The sequence below is a fragment of the Bradyrhizobium sp. CER78 genome, from assembly GCF_029846235.1.
In the GTDB taxonomy this organism is placed as follows: domain Bacteria; phylum Pseudomonadota; class Alphaproteobacteria; order Rhizobiales; family Xanthobacteraceae; genus Bradyrhizobium.
In genome coordinates this window covers 94,195-110,931 of the sequence record NZ_JARVWP010000020.1, presented here as the reverse complement: position 1 = coordinate 110,931, position 16,737 = coordinate 94,195, and the positions used below count along the sequence as shown (strand labels likewise).

At 63.9% G+C, this 16,737-nt stretch carries 14 protein-coding genes; 5 read left to right on the top strand and 9 right to left on the bottom strand.

From position 1 onward, the window contains the following. Positions 1–152: 152 nt before the first annotated feature. The 3 genes from phaZ to QDT69_RS31545 form a co-directional block, all read right to left on the bottom strand. Complete coding sequence (gene phaZ, locus QDT69_RS31555) at positions 153–1,481, bottom strand: polyhydroxyalkanoate depolymerase (protein WP_279710366.1); 1,329 nt, start codon at positions 1,479–1,481, stop codon at positions 153–155. A 129-nt stretch (positions 1,482–1,610) separates the two neighbouring features. Then, positions 1,611–2,435 (bottom strand): ABC transporter permease, encoded by an 825-nt coding sequence (locus tag QDT69_RS31550; protein ID WP_279710365.1) that lies wholly within the window; start codon positions 2,433–2,435, stop codon positions 1,611–1,613. Further along, entirely contained in the window at positions 2,432–3,250 is an 819-nt protein-coding gene (locus QDT69_RS31545) for an ABC transporter ATP-binding protein (RefSeq protein WP_279710364.1), read from the bottom strand. Before QDT69_RS31545 ends, QDT69_RS31550 begins: the two co-directional genes overlap by 4 nt. A 106-nt stretch (positions 3,251–3,356) precedes the next feature. On the opposite strand from QDT69_RS31545, the gene QDT69_RS31540 reads away from it, so the two are divergent. Beyond that, positions 3,357–4,676, top strand: a complete 1,320-nt coding sequence (locus QDT69_RS31540; RefSeq protein WP_279710363.1) for an ActS/PrrB/RegB family redox-sensitive histidine kinase — start codon at positions 3,357–3,359, stop codon at positions 4,674–4,676. Positions 4,677–4,811: 135 nt separating this feature from the next. Then, on the top strand, positions 4,812–5,366 hold the full coding sequence (locus QDT69_RS31535; RefSeq protein ID WP_016845514.1) for an ActR/PrrA/RegA family redox response regulator transcription factor: 555 nt from the start codon (positions 4,812–4,814) through the stop codon (positions 5,364–5,366). Between the two features lie 303 nt (positions 5,367–5,669). Here the strand turns inward: QDT69_RS31535 and QDT69_RS31530 are convergent, their stop codons facing one another. Further along, a complete protein-coding gene (locus QDT69_RS31530) occupies positions 5,670–6,155 on the bottom strand; it encodes an MmcB family DNA repair protein (RefSeq protein ID WP_279710362.1) in 486 nt (161 codons plus the stop codon). 208 nt (positions 6,156–6,363) lie between these two features. Between QDT69_RS31530 and QDT69_RS31525 the strand changes: the two genes are divergently transcribed. Next, a complete protein-coding gene (locus QDT69_RS31525; protein WP_279710361.1) occupies positions 6,364–7,482 on the top strand; it encodes a VWA domain-containing protein in 1,119 nt (372 codons plus the stop codon). A gap of 220 nt (positions 7,483–7,702) precedes the next feature. Here the strand turns inward: QDT69_RS31525 and QDT69_RS31520 are convergent, their stop codons facing one another. Continuing rightward, positions 7,703–9,316 carry an alpha-amylase family glycosyl hydrolase gene (locus tag QDT69_RS31520; protein ID WP_279710360.1) on the bottom strand — a complete coding sequence of 538 codons (1,614 nt, stop codon included), beginning with the start codon at positions 9,314–9,316 and terminating at the stop codon, positions 7,703–7,705. Between the two features lie 94 nt (positions 9,317–9,410). Then, positions 9,411–10,223 carry an RMD1 family protein gene (locus tag QDT69_RS31515; RefSeq protein ID WP_279710359.1) on the bottom strand — a complete coding sequence of 271 codons (813 nt, stop codon included), beginning with the start codon at positions 10,221–10,223 and terminating at the stop codon, positions 9,411–9,413. A gap of 175 nt (positions 10,224–10,398) precedes the next feature. Here QDT69_RS31515 and QDT69_RS31510 point away from each other — a divergent pair, with 175 nt between their 5' ends. Further along, the gene (locus tag QDT69_RS31510; protein WP_279710358.1) at positions 10,399–11,067 is read left to right on the top strand and encodes an MBL fold metallo-hydrolase; all 669 of its coding nucleotides are present in this window, start codon (positions 10,399–10,401) and stop codon (positions 11,065–11,067) included. 20 nt (positions 11,068–11,087) lie between these two features. Here QDT69_RS31510 and QDT69_RS31505 read toward each other — a convergent pair whose 3' ends face one another. After that, complete coding sequence (locus tag QDT69_RS31505) at positions 11,088–12,296, bottom strand: PHB depolymerase family esterase (protein WP_279710357.1); 1,209 nt, start codon at positions 12,294–12,296, stop codon at positions 11,088–11,090. A gap of 219 nt (positions 12,297–12,515) precedes the next feature. After that, complete coding sequence (locus QDT69_RS31500) at positions 12,516–13,922, bottom strand: MFS transporter (RefSeq protein ID WP_279710356.1); 1,407 nt, start codon at positions 13,920–13,922, stop codon at positions 12,516–12,518. A 296-nt stretch (positions 13,923–14,218) separates the two neighbouring features. Between QDT69_RS31500 and QDT69_RS31495 the strand changes: the two genes are divergently transcribed. Next, the gene (locus tag QDT69_RS31495) at positions 14,219–15,460 is read left to right on the top strand and encodes an LLM class flavin-dependent oxidoreductase (RefSeq protein ID WP_279710355.1); all 1,242 of its coding nucleotides are present in this window, start codon (positions 14,219–14,221) and stop codon (positions 15,458–15,460) included. Positions 15,461–15,714: 254 nt separating this feature from the next. Here the strand turns inward: QDT69_RS31495 and QDT69_RS31490 are convergent, their stop codons facing one another. After that, positions 15,715–16,623: a LysR family transcriptional regulator gene (locus QDT69_RS31490; RefSeq protein WP_279710354.1), complete on the bottom strand. Its 909-nt coding sequence runs from the start codon at positions 16,621–16,623 to the stop codon at positions 15,715–15,717. Positions 16,624–16,737 lie beyond the last annotated feature (114 nt).

Sequence of the window (16,737 nt, the reverse complement as noted above, 5' to 3'; positions counted from 1 at the left end):
GGGTCGGAACCGGAATTTTTGCGATGAATCGGAGTCGCGAAAAAGGCCCAAGAGATGAAATTAAATTCATCACTTGGACCTCGGCTGATTTGAGATTCTTTTAGTTAATTCAGTGGCTTACCCGGACGCGATAATCGCGGCCGGGGTGATACCTATTCGGCCGCGGCGACCAGGGAAAGCCGCGTATTGGCCGCCGAAACCATGAAATCGGAGATCCGCGGCACGATTTCGGAGCGGAAACGCGAGCCGTTGAACACGCCGTAGTGCCCGACGCCCTTTTGCACGTAGTGCACGCGGCGATGGTTCGGAATGGCAGTGCAGAGCGCGTGCGTAGCCTCGGTCTGGCCGAGGCCGGAGATGTCGTCCTTCTCGCCTTCGACCGTCATCAGCGCGACGCGGCGGATCTTCGACGGATCGACCGGCTTGCCGCGATGGGTCATCTCGCCCTTCGGCAGCGCGTGCTTGACGAACACGAGGTCGACGGTCTGCAGGTAATACTCGGCGGTGAGGTCCATCACCGCGAGATATTCGTCATAGAACTCACGGTGCTTGTCGACGAGATCGCCGTCACCCTTCACCAGATTGGCGAACAGCGCCTTGTGCGCGTCCATGTGCCGATCGAGGTTCATGCTGATGAAGCCGTTGAGCTGCAGGAAGCCCGGATAGACGTCGCGCATCACGCCCGGATGCGGGAACGGCACCTTGGTGATGACATTGTTGCGGAACCATTCGATGCCGCGCTCTTCGGCGAGGTTGTTGACCGCGGTCGGATTGCGGCGGGTGTCGATCGGGCCGCCCATCAGCGTCATCGACAGCGGCACGAACGGGTCGCTGTTGGCTTCCATCACCGAAACGGCTGCCACTACAGGCACCGAGGGCTGGCACACCGCTACAACATGCATGTTGCCGCCGAGGGCGTGCAGCATCTCGATCACGTAGTCGACGTAATCGTCGAGATCGAAGCGCCCTTCCGCGAGCGGCACCATGCGCGCATCGGCCCAATCGGTGATGTAGACCTCATGCGTCGGCAGGAACGCCTCGACCGTGCCGCGCAGCAGCGTTGCATAGTGGCCGGACATCGGCGCCACGATCAGCACGCGCGGGTGCGGCGAGCGCAGCGGACGCGTCAGCTTGCGATCGAAATGCAGCAGGCGGCAGAACGGCTTTTCCCAGACCGTGCGAACCTCGACCGCCGTGCGGATGCCGTTGACCTCGGTCGTCGGCAGGTTCCAGTCCGGCTTGCCGTAGCGGCGCGTGGTGCGCTCGAACAGCTCGCAGGCCGCCGCGACCGACTTGCCGAACTGGGTGTGGGTCCACGGATTGAGTGGGTTCTCAAACAGGATCTTGGTCGCGTCGGTCACCGCGCGCGCCGGATTGAGCGACGCCTGCGCCATTTCGTACATCCAGTACAGCGGCGTTGTGAGTGCCGGGCTGCCTCCCGCCGCTAGGGGCGGTGCACCGCCAAATTCACCAATGGGCATAGTATTTCTTCAGACCCCCTTTTGCGCTGCAACACTCTGACCAATGCGTAACAATGCGTCAATGCGCCGCGAGCCCAATATGGGGTCGATATCGGGTTAAAACCCCGAGAATCCACGTGAAAGTGACATTTATTCACCACCTGCGAGCAGTGACCCGTTGCGCTTGGCGCTCTGCAAAAGGGCAAGGAAGACCGCAAAAGAGGCAGCGAACAGGATGGCGTTGATGGCCAACGCCCACGCCATCAGGTCGGCGCGGAAGACGTGATCAATCAGCAGCGACCGCATGCCTTCGAACACATAGGTCGGCGGCAGCGCCCAGGCGACGTACTGCAGCCAGACCGGCAGCACCTCGACCGGATAGTAGATGCAGGCGAGCGGCATCACCGCGAACATCAGCGTCCAGACGATGCTCTCGGCCCCTAATCCATTGCGCAGCACGAGGCCCGAGGCGAACACGCCGACCGACCAGCTCGTGAAGATCAGATTGCAGAAGAACGCGATCAGCGGCAGCCCGATGGCGTAGAAGTTGAAGCCGAAAAAGAACAGCGCCAGCAGCGTCATCGGGATCACACCGATGGCGAGCCGGATAAGGCTCATGATCATCAGCGAGAGCAGGAATTCGATCGGCTTCAGCGGGCTCATCATCAGGTTGCCGAGATTGCGCGCCCACATCTCTTCGAGGAACGAGATCGAGAAGCCGAGCTGGCCGCGGAACAGGATGTCCCACAGGATCACGGCGCCGATCAGCGTGCCGCCCGCCTTGGCGAAGAAGCCGGATGCCTGCGAGATGTAGTTCTGCAGGAAGCCCCAGGTGATGATCTGCAAGGCCGGCCAGTAGATCAGCTCCAGCAGCCGCGGCCATGACGACATCAGGAGATACCAATAGCGCAGCACCATCGCATTGATGCGTTGCAGTGAAATGCCGTGCGCGTGATGGCTGACGATCTCGCTCATGGCGCGTCCTCTGGCGCACCTTCCCTTGCCCGGCCCCGCGCCACGTCGAGAAACACCTCTTCCAGCGTGTCGCGGTTGTAGCGCGCCATGATCCGTTCCGGGCTGTCATCGTCCTGGATCTTGCCGCGCTTCATGATGATGACGCGGTCGCAGAGCCGCTCGACCTCCAGCATGTTGTGCGACGCCAGCAGGATGGTCGCGTTGTGGGTCTTGCGATAGGTCTCGAGATGCTGCCGCACCCAATCGGCGGTATCCGGGTCGAGCGATGCGGTCGGCTCGTCGAGCAGCAGCAGGTCCGGCTCGTTGATCAGCGCCTTCGCCAGTGCGACGCGGGTCTTCTGCCCGGCCGAGAGCTTGCCGTTGGAGCGGTCCAAAAATTCCTTGAGATCGAGATCGGTGGCGAGTTGGTCGATCCGCTCGCGCAGCTGCTGCACGGCATAGAGGCGGCCGAAAATCGTCAGGTTCTGCCGCACCGTGAGCCGCATCGGCATGTCGACATAGGGGCTCTCGAAATTCATCCGGCCGAGCACGTCATAGCGCTGCTCGGGCATCTTGGCGCCCAGCACGCTGACGCGGCCTGAGGTCGGCAGCACCAGCCCCATGATCATCGCGATCGTCGTGGTCTTGCCGGCGCCGTTGCCGCCGAGCAGGCCGGTGATGCTGCCGCGCGCGATGCGGAAGGAGATATCGTCAACCGCGCGGGTGGTCTTGTAGACCTTGACCAGGTCCACGACCTCGATCGCGGCCGATCCGTCCTGATCGGCCGCGGGCGGCTGATTGGGCGCTTGCGCCTGACCTGTCCCGCGCTGTTGCATATGGCCGTCATTGAGCCATTGCGACAATAAGCGCAAGGCTAGGTCTGCATCCTTGCGCTAAGTCGCGAATTTGTGCGCCGCCCACGGCAAAGCTAAAGTCCCTGATATGACCGACGTCGCTTCCGATTTCCGCCAACCTCGCCGCTATGTCCGCCTCGATACGATCCTGCGGCTGCGCTGGCTCGCCGCACTCGGCCAGCTCGTCGCGATCTTCGTCGTAGCCCAGGGACTGGAATTCGACGTTCCGATCGTGCCGTGCGTCATCATCGTGACGTTCTCGGCGCTGCTCAATCTGGCGCTGCAGATCGCGTTCAACCCGATGCAGCGGCTGGAGCCGGCCTATGCCGCGGCCCTGCTCGCCTTCAACATCGTCGAGCTCGGCGGTCTGCTGTACTTCACCGGCGGCTTGCAGAACCCGTTCTCGTTCCTGTTCCTGGCACCGGTGCTGATCTCGGCCACGGTGCTGCCGATCCGGCTGACGATCGCGCTCGGCTGCCTTGCGGTCGCCTGCGCCTCGGCGCTGTTCTTCTATCATCTGCCGCTGCCCTGGGATGCCGACGATCCCCTGGTGCTGCCGCCGATCTATCTGATCGGCGTCTGGCTTTCGATCCTGCTCGCGATCGGCGTCACCAGCCTCTATGCGTTCCAGGTGACCGAGGAGGCCCGCCAGCTCTCCGACGCGCTTGCCGCGACCGAGCTGGTGCTGACGCGCGAACAGCATCTGACCCAGCTCGACGGTCTTGCCGCCGCCGCCGCGCACGAACTCGGCACGCCGCTGTCGACGATCTTCCTGATCTCGCGCGAGCTCGAGAAGACGGTGCACGACCCGGCGATCGCCGGCGACCTCAAGACCGTCCGCGAGCAGGCGCAGCGCTGCCGCGACATCCTGAGCAAGATCGCACAATTGTCATCGAGCGGCGCGCCGTTCGACACCATGAAGCTGTCGACCCTGATCGAGGAGGCGGTGGCGCCGCATCGCGATTTCGGCATCAACATCAAGGTGCGGCTTGCTGTCGCAGCAACGCGCGAACCGGTCGCCGCGCGGAATCCCGCGATACTTTATGGTGTCGGAAACATTCTCGAAAATGCGGTCGATTTCGCGCACCAGAGCGTCGAGGTGAATGCATGGTGGAACGCCGAAACGATCGAAATCGTCGTCTCCGATGACGGCCCGGGCATCGCGCCCGACATGCTGAAGCGGATCGGCGAACCGTATCTGTCGCGCCGCCGGGGCGCAGACGAGGCCCAAAATGCGCGTGGCGGCTTGGGCTTGGGTGTTTTCATCGCACGGACGCTGCTGGAACGCACCGGCGCCAAGGTGTCGTTTACCAATCGACCCTTCCCCGATCACGGCGCCGTGGTGCAGATCGTCTGGCCGCGCGAGCGCTTCGAGGAATCCGCGCCTCGTGACGAGACCGAAGCTTAAGAACGGTTCTTAATCGCAAGTCCTGGCATTACGGATGCAGCCCTGTTTCCAGGATGGCACGCGACTTTCGGCTGCCTTGGCAGCGCCGCAGTAGGACCCCATATATTAGAGGTCTGCCACAGGGAAAAATGGATCGTGAACGCCATCACTGAACTGAATGACCATGCCGACCGCTCGCTCCTCATTGTCGAGGACGACAAGCCGTTCCTGGAACGCCTGTCGCGCGCGATGGAGACGCGCGGGTTTGCAGTGAAGTCATGCGACACGGTGTCTGATGGTCTCGCCGAGATCGGCCGCGCCGCGCCCGCTTTCGCGGTCGTCGACCTTCGACTCGGCGACGGCAACGGCCTCGACGTCGTCTCGGCGTTGAAGCGCAAGCGTCCCGAGGCGCGCGCGATCGTGCTCACCGGCTACGGCAACATCGCAACTGCCGTCACCGCGGTGAAGATGGGCGCCGTCGACTATCTGTCGAAGCCCGCCGATGCCGATGACGTTGTCGCCGCGCTGCTGGCGACCGGCACCGAGAAGTCCGAGCTGCCGGCCAATCCGATGTCGGCCGACCGCGTGCGCTGGGAGCACATCCAGCGCATCTACGAGATGTGCAACCGCAACGTCTCGGAGACCGCGCGCCGCCTCAACATGCACCGCCGCACCCTGCAGCGCATCCTCGCCAAGCGCGCACCGAGGTAAGCGATCGCTTCATCTGTTTTCGCGATGGCCGAGCTCGTCTCGGCCATTTGCTTTTCGAAGCACGCGTAGCCCGGATGGAGCGAAGTGAAATCCAGGACGCATCATCCGCGGATGGGATTACCCGGATTGCGCTGCGCTTCATCCGGGCTACCGAGCTCTACTCCTCGTACAGCTCTATCTCCGTCACCCTGAGGAGGCCGCGAAGCGGCCGTCTCGAAGGGTCGACGGCCCGGCTGGTGGCCGTGCATCCTTCGATACGCGCTATGCGCTCCTCAGGATGACGGACATAGATTGCGCTGATCGCTAGAACTCTGAATGCCCCTGCGGATCGACCAGGCGGTTGATCCGCTGCGCTGCGGCCATCGCAAAGCGCACCGTCATCGACTTTCGCGTCGCCGCCGGCAGGCGATGCTCCGGTGCCTCGCAGTGCAGATGCGCGCCGTAGGCGTCGGCGATGATCAGGCCGGTATCGACCGGGAAGACCTCGCACGGCAGGTCCTGCGTGAAGGCGAAGAACAGCCGGTCGCAATGCATCCGGTAGTCCTGCCATTTCTGATCGGCGCGCAGATCCTCGAGCGACGACTTGATCTCGACGATCCAGATCTCGCCGCGCTCGTTCAGCGCGACCAGATCGGCCCTGCGGCCGGACGGCAGCGGCAACTCGCTGATGCAGGAAAATCCGAGCGATCGCAGGAGCCTCGCGGTGCCGCGCGCGATCGCAAGCGCCGTCTCCGACTGGCGTCGGTCGGGCGCAGGCACAAGCGCGATCTGGCGGGCGGGTAACTCCATCCAAGGAGATTAGCCGATTCCATCGAGCATGATCCGGAAAAGTGGAATCCGGTTTTCCGTCAAGATCATGCTCGCAGGAATAGAGCCCTGCGGCAGCGCCGGAATCGGCCGCAAATTCGCGAGGAAGGCGCCTTGATTCCGGCCTCAAGCCACCGCGAAGCCGATGGAACCTGGGTTCCGAGGGACGAAACCACTGCAGGAGAGACCCATGCGGTCACGCATCACACTTCGCTCGTTCGTCTTCGCTCTCGCAACCCTGCCGCTAACAGCCGGACTGTCCTCCGCCATCGCCAAGCCCGTGGTCGAGGTCGCCTTCGTGCTCGACACCACAGGTTCGATGGGCGGATTGATCGAGGGCGCCAAACGCAAGATCTGGTCGATCGCGACCGCAATCGTCGATTCCAATCCCGACGCCGACATCAGGATGGGCCTGATCGCCTATCGCGACATCGGCGATGAGTATGTCACCAGGAAGGTCGAGCTGACCCGCGACATTCAGGACCTCTATGCCAATCTGCTGGAATTGAAGGCGCGCGGCGGCGGCGACTGGCCGGAGAGCGTCAACGAGGCGCTCGACGTCGCCGTCAACAAGATGCAGTGGACGAAGGGCCACGACGGCACGCGCATCGTGTTCCTGGTCGGCGACGCCCCGCCTCACATGGACTATGCACAGGACACCAAATATCCGGTGACGCTTGCCGTCGCCAAGCAGAAGGACATCATCGTCAATGCCGTGCTCGCCGGCAACGCAGAGGATACCGAGCGGGTGTGGCGTGAGATCGCGCAGAACGGCAATGGCGAATTCATCCCGATCCCGCAGGATGGCGGCCAGATCGTCACCATCGAGACGCCGTTCGACGAGGACATCATCATCCTGCAGCGCGAGATCAACGGCACCGTGATCCCCTACGGGCCGCGCGCACTGCAGAAGCGCACGGAGTCCAAGACCCAGCAGCTGGCGAGCGTGGCCGCGGCTTCGCCAGCGCGCGCCTCGGAGATGGCGAGCTTCATCAACAAGCGCGCCAAGGTGACGTCGGAGGCAGTGACCGGCGATGGCGACTTGGTCGCCGACGTCGCAGCCGGCCGCAACGAGATCGCCAAGGTCAAGGAGGAGGACCTACCCGACAACCTCCGCGCCATGAAGCCGGAGGCACGCAGCGCCGAGATCGACAAGCAGATCAGCCAGCGCAAGGCGTTGAACGAGAAGCTCGCCGCGCTGGTCGCCAAGCGCGACAAATACGTCGCCGAGCACCGCAAGAGCGCACCGAAGGCATCGTCGTTCGACCGCGTGGTCGAGGATACGTTGAAGGCGCAGATCAAGCGGTAGGGACTGTTGGCACGCTTTCTCCATCCCCTCCCCCGCCTGCGGGGGAGGGTCAGGGCGGGGGCCCAGGCCGCAATGGGATCGGGCATTGTCGGAGGATTCCTTCGTGCTTGGAAAGCCAAGCAGAGTGTTCGCGACCAACCTTCAGTATCCCCGTCGTGGAGACACCCCCACCCCACCCTCCCCCGCAAGCGGGAGAGGGAGCCCGGGCGATGTGCTCACCTCACTCGTTCACTTCCATCGGCGGCCCCAGGATCACGCCTTCATTGGCGCGCAGGTCGAGGACGCCTTCGATCTTCTCGCCCTGGCGGTCCATCAAGGTCGACAGCAAAACCTCATTGCTGAAGCCGATCGCGCTGGAGGAGACCGAGGCCGGAGCTGCACCGAAATTCAGCGCGATCACGGCGACGCCCTCGGCGGCGCGTCGACGGAACAGCAGCACATCGCCATGCGCCGCCACAGGCTCATAGCTGCCACGGACGAGCTGCGGCAGCTTCCGCCGCAGCGCGATCAGCGCCTTGTAAAGGTTGAGGATCGAGGTCCGCTCCGCCTCCAGGCTTGCGACATTATCGCGTGCAAAATCCGGCGCGAGCGGCAGCCATGGCGTGGCGGTCGAAAAGCCGGCGTGAGGCTCGGCGCTCCATTGCATCGGCGTGCGACAGCCGTCGCGACCGACGCCGATACCGGGCACGTTCTTCTCGAAGGGATCGCGCACCTGGTCGGGCGCAATCGCAACCTGGTGCATGCCGATCTCGTCGCCGTAATAGAGCGTCGGCGTGCCGCGCAGCGTCAGCAGCAGCATGGCTGCTACCGGCGCCTGCGCCGGCCCCACCCGGCTCGCCACCCGTGGCCGGTCGTGATTGCCGAGCACCCAGTTCGGCCATGCCCCAGGCGGTAACGCCTTTTCGTAATCGGCGATGATCTGCTCGACCGAGCGCGCGCTCCACAAGGTCGATAGCAGCGCGAAATTGAACGGCATCTGCGCGCCGCGCAGATCGTTGCCGTAATAGGCCACCAGCCGGTGCAGCGGCAGATAGATCTCGCCAATCAGCACGCGGCTGTCGAATTCCTCGGTGACGCGGCGCATCTCGGTGATGACAGCATGGACTTCGAGCTGGTCGGTCGAATATTGCGTCAGCACCTTCTCGTGCGGCGGCCGGCCCTCGCGGTAATGCGGGTTCGGCGGATTGTCGCGGAATTCGGCGTCCTTGATCAGGTGCCAGATCACGTCGACACGGAAGCCGTCGACGCCCTTGCGCAGCCAGACGCGCATCACCTCATAGATCGCGTCCCTGACCTCGCGATTGCGCCAGTTCAGATCGGGCTGCTGCGCAAGGAAGGCGTGATAATAGTACTGGCCGGAAGCTTCGTCATAGGCCCAGGCGCTGCCGCCGAATTCCGACAGCCAGTTGTTGGGCGGACCGCCATCCGGCGCCGGATCACGCCAAATGTACCAGTCGCGCTTCGGATTATCGCGCGAGCTCTTCGCCTCAATGAACCAGGGGTGCTGGTCGGAGGTATGGTTCGGCACCAGATCGAGGATCAGCTTGAGGCCGGAATCGTGCGCGGCCGCGACCAGCGCGTCGAAATCCTCCATCGTCCCGAACAGCGGGTCGATGCCGGTGTAGTCGGAGATGTCGTAACCGAAATCGGCCATCGGCGAGGTGAAGATCGGCGACAGCCAGACCGCGTCGACGCCAAGCCGCGTCAAATAAGGCAGCCGCGCGATGATCCCCCTGAGATCACCGACGCCATCGCCGTCGCTATCCTGAAACGAGCGCGGATAGACCTGATAGAAGATGCCGCGCCGCCACCAGTCCCGCTCGTCCTGATCCATCCCATTCCCCCTCGCTCGTCGCCCCGTGTCCCCGGGGTTGACCGAGTTCAGGGATGACGCACAATTCGGGACAGAAAAATGGCGCTGCAGCGCGTCAGTGGCGGACCGTCGCCAGCTGATAGATGGTGATCAGCACCTCGAAGAGGATCAGGAAGACGATGATCAGCTCGAGCCGCAGCGAGCGGCTGGTGTCGATGATATCGGTCAGCACCTGCGACGTCTCGGCGACGACCGCGAGCTTGCGGTTCAGCGATTCCGCGCGCTCCTTCAATTCGTACTCGTCCTCGAGCCGGGCATAGAGCCGCTCGAGCTGCGGCTTGTCCCAGAGAATGTCGGGCTTCTCCGACACCTCGACCGGTCCGGCCACGCGATGCCGCACCAACAGCGCGTTGCCGATGTGCTTGAGGATCGCAACGCGGCCGCCATTGACCCGGCCGCCCTTGGCGAGTTCGCGAGCAAGCGGCTCGGTGGTGTCGAACACCGCCCGAACCTCGCGCTCATGCCGCGCCAGCACCACGCTTTTCGCCAGCGCTTCGCCGACCAGGATCAGCCGTTCCGGCGACAGGCTCTGCAGATAGATCGGACCGCCGGGCGGAATCTGGTCTTCCCTCTCCGCGGCGAGCTCGATGATCGCGATCTCCTCTTCTCGTCGGGAGAACAAACCAGTCATGCGCGACTGCAGGCTGCGCAGGAATTCATCCTCCTCCAGCGCATTGAGTCCGATCAGGACGACGACGCCGTAGCGGAACAGGATCGCCACACCATTGTCATTGACGCGAAACGCCAGCGGTGTGGTGGCCAGCACGTCGCCGCGCTCGAGGCCGGACGTGTTGATGCGGTCCGCGACGAAGAAGGCGCGGGCGGTGGTCCGGGGTCCGCCGAGCGGTGAATTGGGAGCCTGGGTCATGAAGTTCCGGACTGCGAGGACTTGACGCGTAATCGAGAGCAACCGCCTACCAGTCGGCTCACGAACCTGTTGTGCTGCAGGTGACCTTATCACGGTCCGTTTTGGGATCACACGCCGGGGCAGGCGCATTTCCCGTGCGTGTTGACGGCATTGCCCGGTAGCCTATGGTGCCCCCATGAACGAGACAACCGACACCAAACCGAAGGCCGGCGCGATCATCGTGCCGGTGACGCTGTTCGAACAGAACTGCACCATCATCTGGCACGAGCCCACCAAGAAAGCCGTGGTGATCGACCCCGGCGGCGACGTGGCGAAGATCCAGGCCGCGATCAAGCAGACCGGCGTGACGGTCGAGAAGATCTGGCTGACCCACGGTCATATCGACCATGTCGGCGGCGCCGCCGAACTGCGCGACGCGCTGCAGGTCAAAATCGAGGGCCCGCATATCGCCGACAAGTATCTGCTCGACAACGTCGTCTCGAGCGGCGAGCGCTTCGGCATGACCGGGGTGCGCAATTTCGGCCCGGACCGCTGGCTCGACGAAGGCGATCAGGTTTCGATCGGCGATCTCACCTTCGACATCCTGCACTGCCCCGGCCATTCACCGGGCAGCGTGGTGTTCTTCAACAAGGAGCTGCGCTTCGCCCATGTCGGCGACGTCTTGTTCGCCGGCTCGGTCGGCCGCACCGACCTGCCCGGCGGCAGCCATCCGACGCTGATCCAGTCGATCAAGCAGAAGCTGCTGCCGCTCGGCGACGATGTCGGCTTCATCTGCGGCCACGGCGCGGGATCGAGCATCGGCCAGGAGCGGATGACGAACCCGTTCCTGACCGGCGAGATGTAGCGCCTCGTTCGCGCATCAACTCACGGCTGCTTCATCAGCCCCGCGGCGGTCAGCGCCCGCGTGATGACGCGGCTGACATTGACGCCGTTGCTGCTCCGCGGCTTGCCCTGCTGCTTGGCTTGCTTCTTTCCCGGCCGGCCGCTGCTGCGACCGGTTGCAGGCTCGGGCTTGTCCGCAGGCACAGCTATCGTCATCAAGATCGTGTCGGCGTTCTCGCGCGGCACGCCGGTCGGCGCGATCTGCGGCTGCCGGACCTTGTCGGTCAGGCCGAAGAAGCTCGCGATGTGATAGGACGAGGAGATTCCGGCCTCGATCAGGAACGCGCCCTCGACGCCGTAACGCTCGTCATTGCCGGCAAGCCCGAGCGGCGTGCCATGCGCCATGTCGGTGATCGAGTAGGATTCGACCAGCGTCTCGCCGTCGGCATTCCACCACACCTCGCGCGGATGGCCATCGACGTCGGCTTTCGACATCGCCGCAAGCGGCAGGCCGTGGAGATCGAGCCACTGCCGGACGATCGCATCGGCATTGCCCGGATGTACGGTGCGGTCGGCGCTGCCGTGCCACACCGAGATCCTCGGCCAGTCGCCCTTGTGCGTCGAGGCCTTGCGTACGAGGTCGCCGAGCTCCGGCGCCGACAATGCGCTGCCCTGCATCATAGCGCCGAGCGCTTCACGCAGATTGCCGGCGACACCGAACGGCAGCCCGGCGATGATGGCGCCGGCCGCAAACACATCCGGATAGGTCGCGAGCATGACGGTCGCCATCGCACCGCCGGCAGAGAGACCCGTCACAAAGATGCGGCGCGGATCGATCTTGTGCGCGCCGGCGATGTAACCGACCATCTCCCTGATCGATGCAGCTTCGCCCTGGCCGCGCGCGGTGTCCTCCGGATCGAACCAGTTGAAGCAGGTGTTGGCGTTGTTGGCGGACTGCTGCTCGGGCATCAACAGCGCGAAGCCGTAGTGCTTCGCCAGTGTCGACCAGCCGGCGCCGAGATCGTATGACGCTGCGGTCTGGCCGCAGCCATGCAGCACGACGACGAGCGCCGGCGATCGCGCCAGCTGCTCGGGCACGTAAGAGAACATCTTCAGCGCGCCGGGATTGGCGCCGAATTCGGTCGTCTCGACAAGCGGCGTCGACACGGCCGGCGCAAGCGCACCGAGGCCGTTGAACGCGTTCATCTTGGGCAGATGACGCAGAAATTCGATGTTGTTGACCAGCGACAACAGCAACTCCTGAGGTGATTTATTCTTGTGTGTCACACGATCAGATAATTGCTGCACTGCGAAATAAAAAGCCCGTGTGCTGTCTTTCCCCGCGGAATAGTGAGATTCGGCGTTAACGCGTGATCGGAACCGGGCAAAGTGCGGAATGCTCGAAATGGTTGCCTTAGCACCTTGTTCGAGCATGAACTTTTCGAAAATGACGCGCCATCGCTTGCGGATTCATGCAGTTGCGCGGCGCATCCATGACAGAAATGCGGCTGAAATAGCGATCGACAGCACAAACAATGCGCATGCCGCAAACAACGCCAGATGTGCCGATCTCGCGCTCTCGACGGCGAAGAAAACCGCGCCGATCGCGGCAACACCGGCCGCATTGCCGATCTGCGTCGTGGTGCCATACATGCCGGAGCCGGCTCCGGCGCTTGCCGGCTTCACGCTCGACAGCACCGCGCTCGACAGCGGCGCCATCACCAGGCCCTGACCGTAGCCGAAGATCATCAGCACCAGCGCGAGCAGCAGCGCCGATGGCGCCGCGATCGCCTGAACGGTCGCGACCAGCACACCGAGACCGACGATCTGCAGCGCGCAGCCCTCGATCAACACCAACGTGCCACGATGCCTGGCGCGCATGCCGCTGTGGCGCGAGGCAATCACGAAGGTCAGCGCCAGCGGCACGAACACCAGCCCGGCCTGCAACGGCGGAATCTGCAGACCCTTCTGCATGAACATGGTCATGATCAGATAGAATGACAGATTGGCGAAGAAGAAGAAAAACACCGCGACCAGCCCGCGCATGAAGGCGAGATCCGACAGCAGCGACAGATCGATCAGCGGCATGCCGCCGCGGCGCGCGACGCTGCGCTCGAGCCGCACGAAGGTCGCGATCACGGCGACACCGGCTGCCATCACTACCCACACCCACGCCGTCCAGCCGAGATCGTGTCCGAACAGCAGCGGGCCGATCAGGCACAATAGACCAACGAACAGCACGATCGCGCCGGGAATATCGAGCCGCGTGCCGGCGCGGCGCGGCACCGTCGGCATGATCTTCAGCGCGGCTGCGATGATGACGACGCCGAACGGCACGTTGACGAAGAACACCGCGCGCCAGCCGAGGCCGGCGAGATCGAGCGCCACCAGCACGCCGCCGAGCATGAAGCCGGCCGCGCCGGCGAGCCCCAGCACGATGCCGTAGATGCCGAACGCCCGCGCACGCGCGGCGTCGGAGAACAACAGATGCAGCGTCGCCAGCACCTGCGGCACCATCAGCGCCGCCGTCGCGCCTTGTGCCAGCCGTGCGATGATCAACTCCGGCCCGGATTGCGCCAGGCCGCACCACAGCGACGTCACCGAGAAGCTCGCGACGCCGGCGATGAACACGTTCCTGGTGCCGTGGATATCGCCGAGCCGGCCGCCGGTGACCACCAGCGTGGCGTAGGCGATCAGATAGATCGCGATCACGGCCTCGATCTGCGCCGGCGTTGCGTGCAGCTCCGCGGCGATCGTCGGGATCGCGACGTTGACGATGAAGGCATCGACACCGAACATGAACTGGGCTGCGACGACGATCGCCAGCACCCACCAGCGGCGGGAGGTGTCCGCGCGCGTCGCAACGATCTGGTGCATGCCCTGTCCTGCCCGAAATGACGATACGGCCGACATCAGCAGATTCCGGCAATCCCTTCGATTACCTCGGACGTAAGCGTTGGTTCACGGGCACGTCATCCATGGCTATGACGCCTGCCCATGCTCCGGCGCGCAATTTGCGTTGATGCGCTGGGAAACATTCCGGAGGGCGGCAATCGCCGCCGATTTGCGCAACAACCATGCGGGCGCCGCAACCCCCAAGCATTGCCTTGCTTTCGCCCACCCCGTAGGTTGGCGGAAAGCCCCCGATAACAATAAGTTGGAGAGAACGACCAATGGCGCGCCTCAAGTTCGGAGCCTTCCTCGCCCCGCATCACCCGATCGGCGAGCATCCGATGCTGCAATTCCGCCGCGACCTCGATTTCGTCGAACAGCTCGACGCGCTCGGTTACGACGAATTCTGGTGCGGCGAGCACCATTCCTCGGGCTGGGAGACCATCGCCTCGCCGGAAATGTTCCTGGCCGCCGCCGGCGAGCGCACCAAGCGCATCAAGCTCGGCACCGGCGTGATCTCGCTGCCCTATCACCATCCCTTCAACGTCGCGCAGCGCATGGTGCAGCTCGACCACATGACCGGCGGCCGCGCCATCTTCGGCTCCGGCCCCGGCGCGCTCGCCTCCGACGCGCATACGCTCGGCATCGACCCGATGACCCAGCGCGACCGCCAGGACGAGGCGATCGCTGTGATCCGCCGCCTGTTCAACGGCGAGCGCGTCACCGCCAAGACCGACTGGTTCGAGATGCACGACGCCGCGCTGCAGATCCTGCCGCTGCAGGAGGACATGCCGTTCGTGGTGGCCTCGCAGATTTCGCCGTCGGGCATGACGCTCGCCGGCAAATACGGCATCGGCATCATCTCGCTGGGCTCGATGTCGACCCAGGGCTTGATGGCGCTGCCGCAGCAATGGCAGTTCGCCGAGGATGCCGCCGCGAAGGCCGGCACCACGGTGAGCCGCGCCAACTGGCGCGTGCTGCTGTCCTGGCACATCGCCGAGACCCGCGAGCAGGCGCGGCGCGAGGCCGGCGCCGGGCTGCTGCGCTGGCACAACGAGTATAATGTCGGCACCTTGATGCGGCCGGGCCTGACCGCGTTCGCCTCTGCGGATGAAGCCGTCGACAAGACCGCCTTCGTCGAAGGCGCCGCGTCCACCATCGGCACGCCCGACGACCTGATCAAGATGATCAAGAATCTGGTCGACGTCTCCGGCGGCGTCGGTTCGATCATCGGCTTCGCCCATGACTGGGCCAACATCGAAAACACCCGCCGCAGCTGGGACCTGGTCGCGCGCTATGTCGTGCCCGAGATCAACGGCTATATCGACGGCCTGCGCAAGTCGCGCCAGTTCCTGGTCGACAACCGCGCCGTGTTCGAGCGCGCCGGCCAAGCCGTGATGGCCAAGATCATGCAGAACGACAAGGCCGCCGCCGCGCTCCAGCATACCGGCACAGGCCGCGTCGCCATCCCGGCCGTGAATGCGCCCGATCTCGCGAAGGAAGCCGCGAAGCAGAAGGCGTGATTTGTGGCGTTCGCCTCGAGGGGGAACGCACATCGCGCCACATTCACAATCGTCGTCCTGGCGAAAGCCAGGACGACGGTGAGGATGAGGACGCAGATTCGCAGTCTCGCGGCATGATTTGCCCGACGACGGCAGCGCCAATTTGCCCGTCGGATTGATTTGTCGCAGCCTGATTTCCCAGCTCCAGAATCAGAACGGAACCGCGGATTCCTGCGTTGACGCCTTCTCTTCGAGCGGAGCGCTCTCCTCGAGCATCATCCGCCCTCGTGCCGCAACGCCTGAAACTTGATCTCGTCAACCCTCGAAAGAACAAACTCCAGCAACGGCGAACGGTTACCTTCATTGTAGCCGATCACCAGATCGACCAGCGGCGGCGCACCCTGAATCGGACGGCAGACGATGGTTTTCGGGAGCAAGTTCTGCGCATAGAGCGGAAGAAGGCAGATGCCCCCAGTGGAGGCGATCAGCGAAATAGCCATGGCTAGATTCTCCGCCTGGTGCGCCGCTTCCATCGCCAACCCGTGTCGCGTGAAAAAGTCATTGATCGCCGAGCGCAGCGTCGGCGCTCTCGCCGCAGATACTCCGATGTAGCTCTGTCCTACCAAATCCTTCGGACGAACGGAGGAGCGCGCCGCGAGCGGATGGTCTCGTGGCATCATGACCAGGATCGGATCATGACGAAGCAACTTGAACTGAAGGCCCGCCGCGCTCCTCTCCGGACGCATGAACGCAAGGTCGATCTTGCCCCGCATAAGTCCCGCAGCGAGGTCGGGAGAGTCCTCGCTACGGATGGTGATTTCCGTGCTCGGCAGCTTGCCACGCAAGATACCCATTACCGCCGGAAGCCAGTCCATCTCGTACCCGGTAAGAAACCCGATCGAGAAGGCCGATTTCGCCGGCTGGGCGGCGCGCCTGGCGGCTTCGCCGGCGGCCTCGACCTGCAACAGAGCCACTCGCGCATGGTCAAGAAACACGCGCCCCGATGGCGTCAGTTCGATGCCGCGCGGTCCGCGCACGAACAGTTGCACGCCGAGCTCCATCTCTAGATCGTGGATCTGGCGGCTCAGTGACGGCTGCGCGGTGTGCAGACGCTTTTGGGCCGCGACCGAAAGGCTGCCCTCTTCGGCCACGGCGACGAAATAACGGAGGTGTCGTAGCTCCATAGCTATTCCTCAAAAGTATACCTCAAACCCTACGAAGTCTTTCTCAAAGAAGCCAGCCTCTCCTAAATCTCCAGCCATTGAAGCCAAAACCTCGCAGCGTCTTTGAGACCCTGC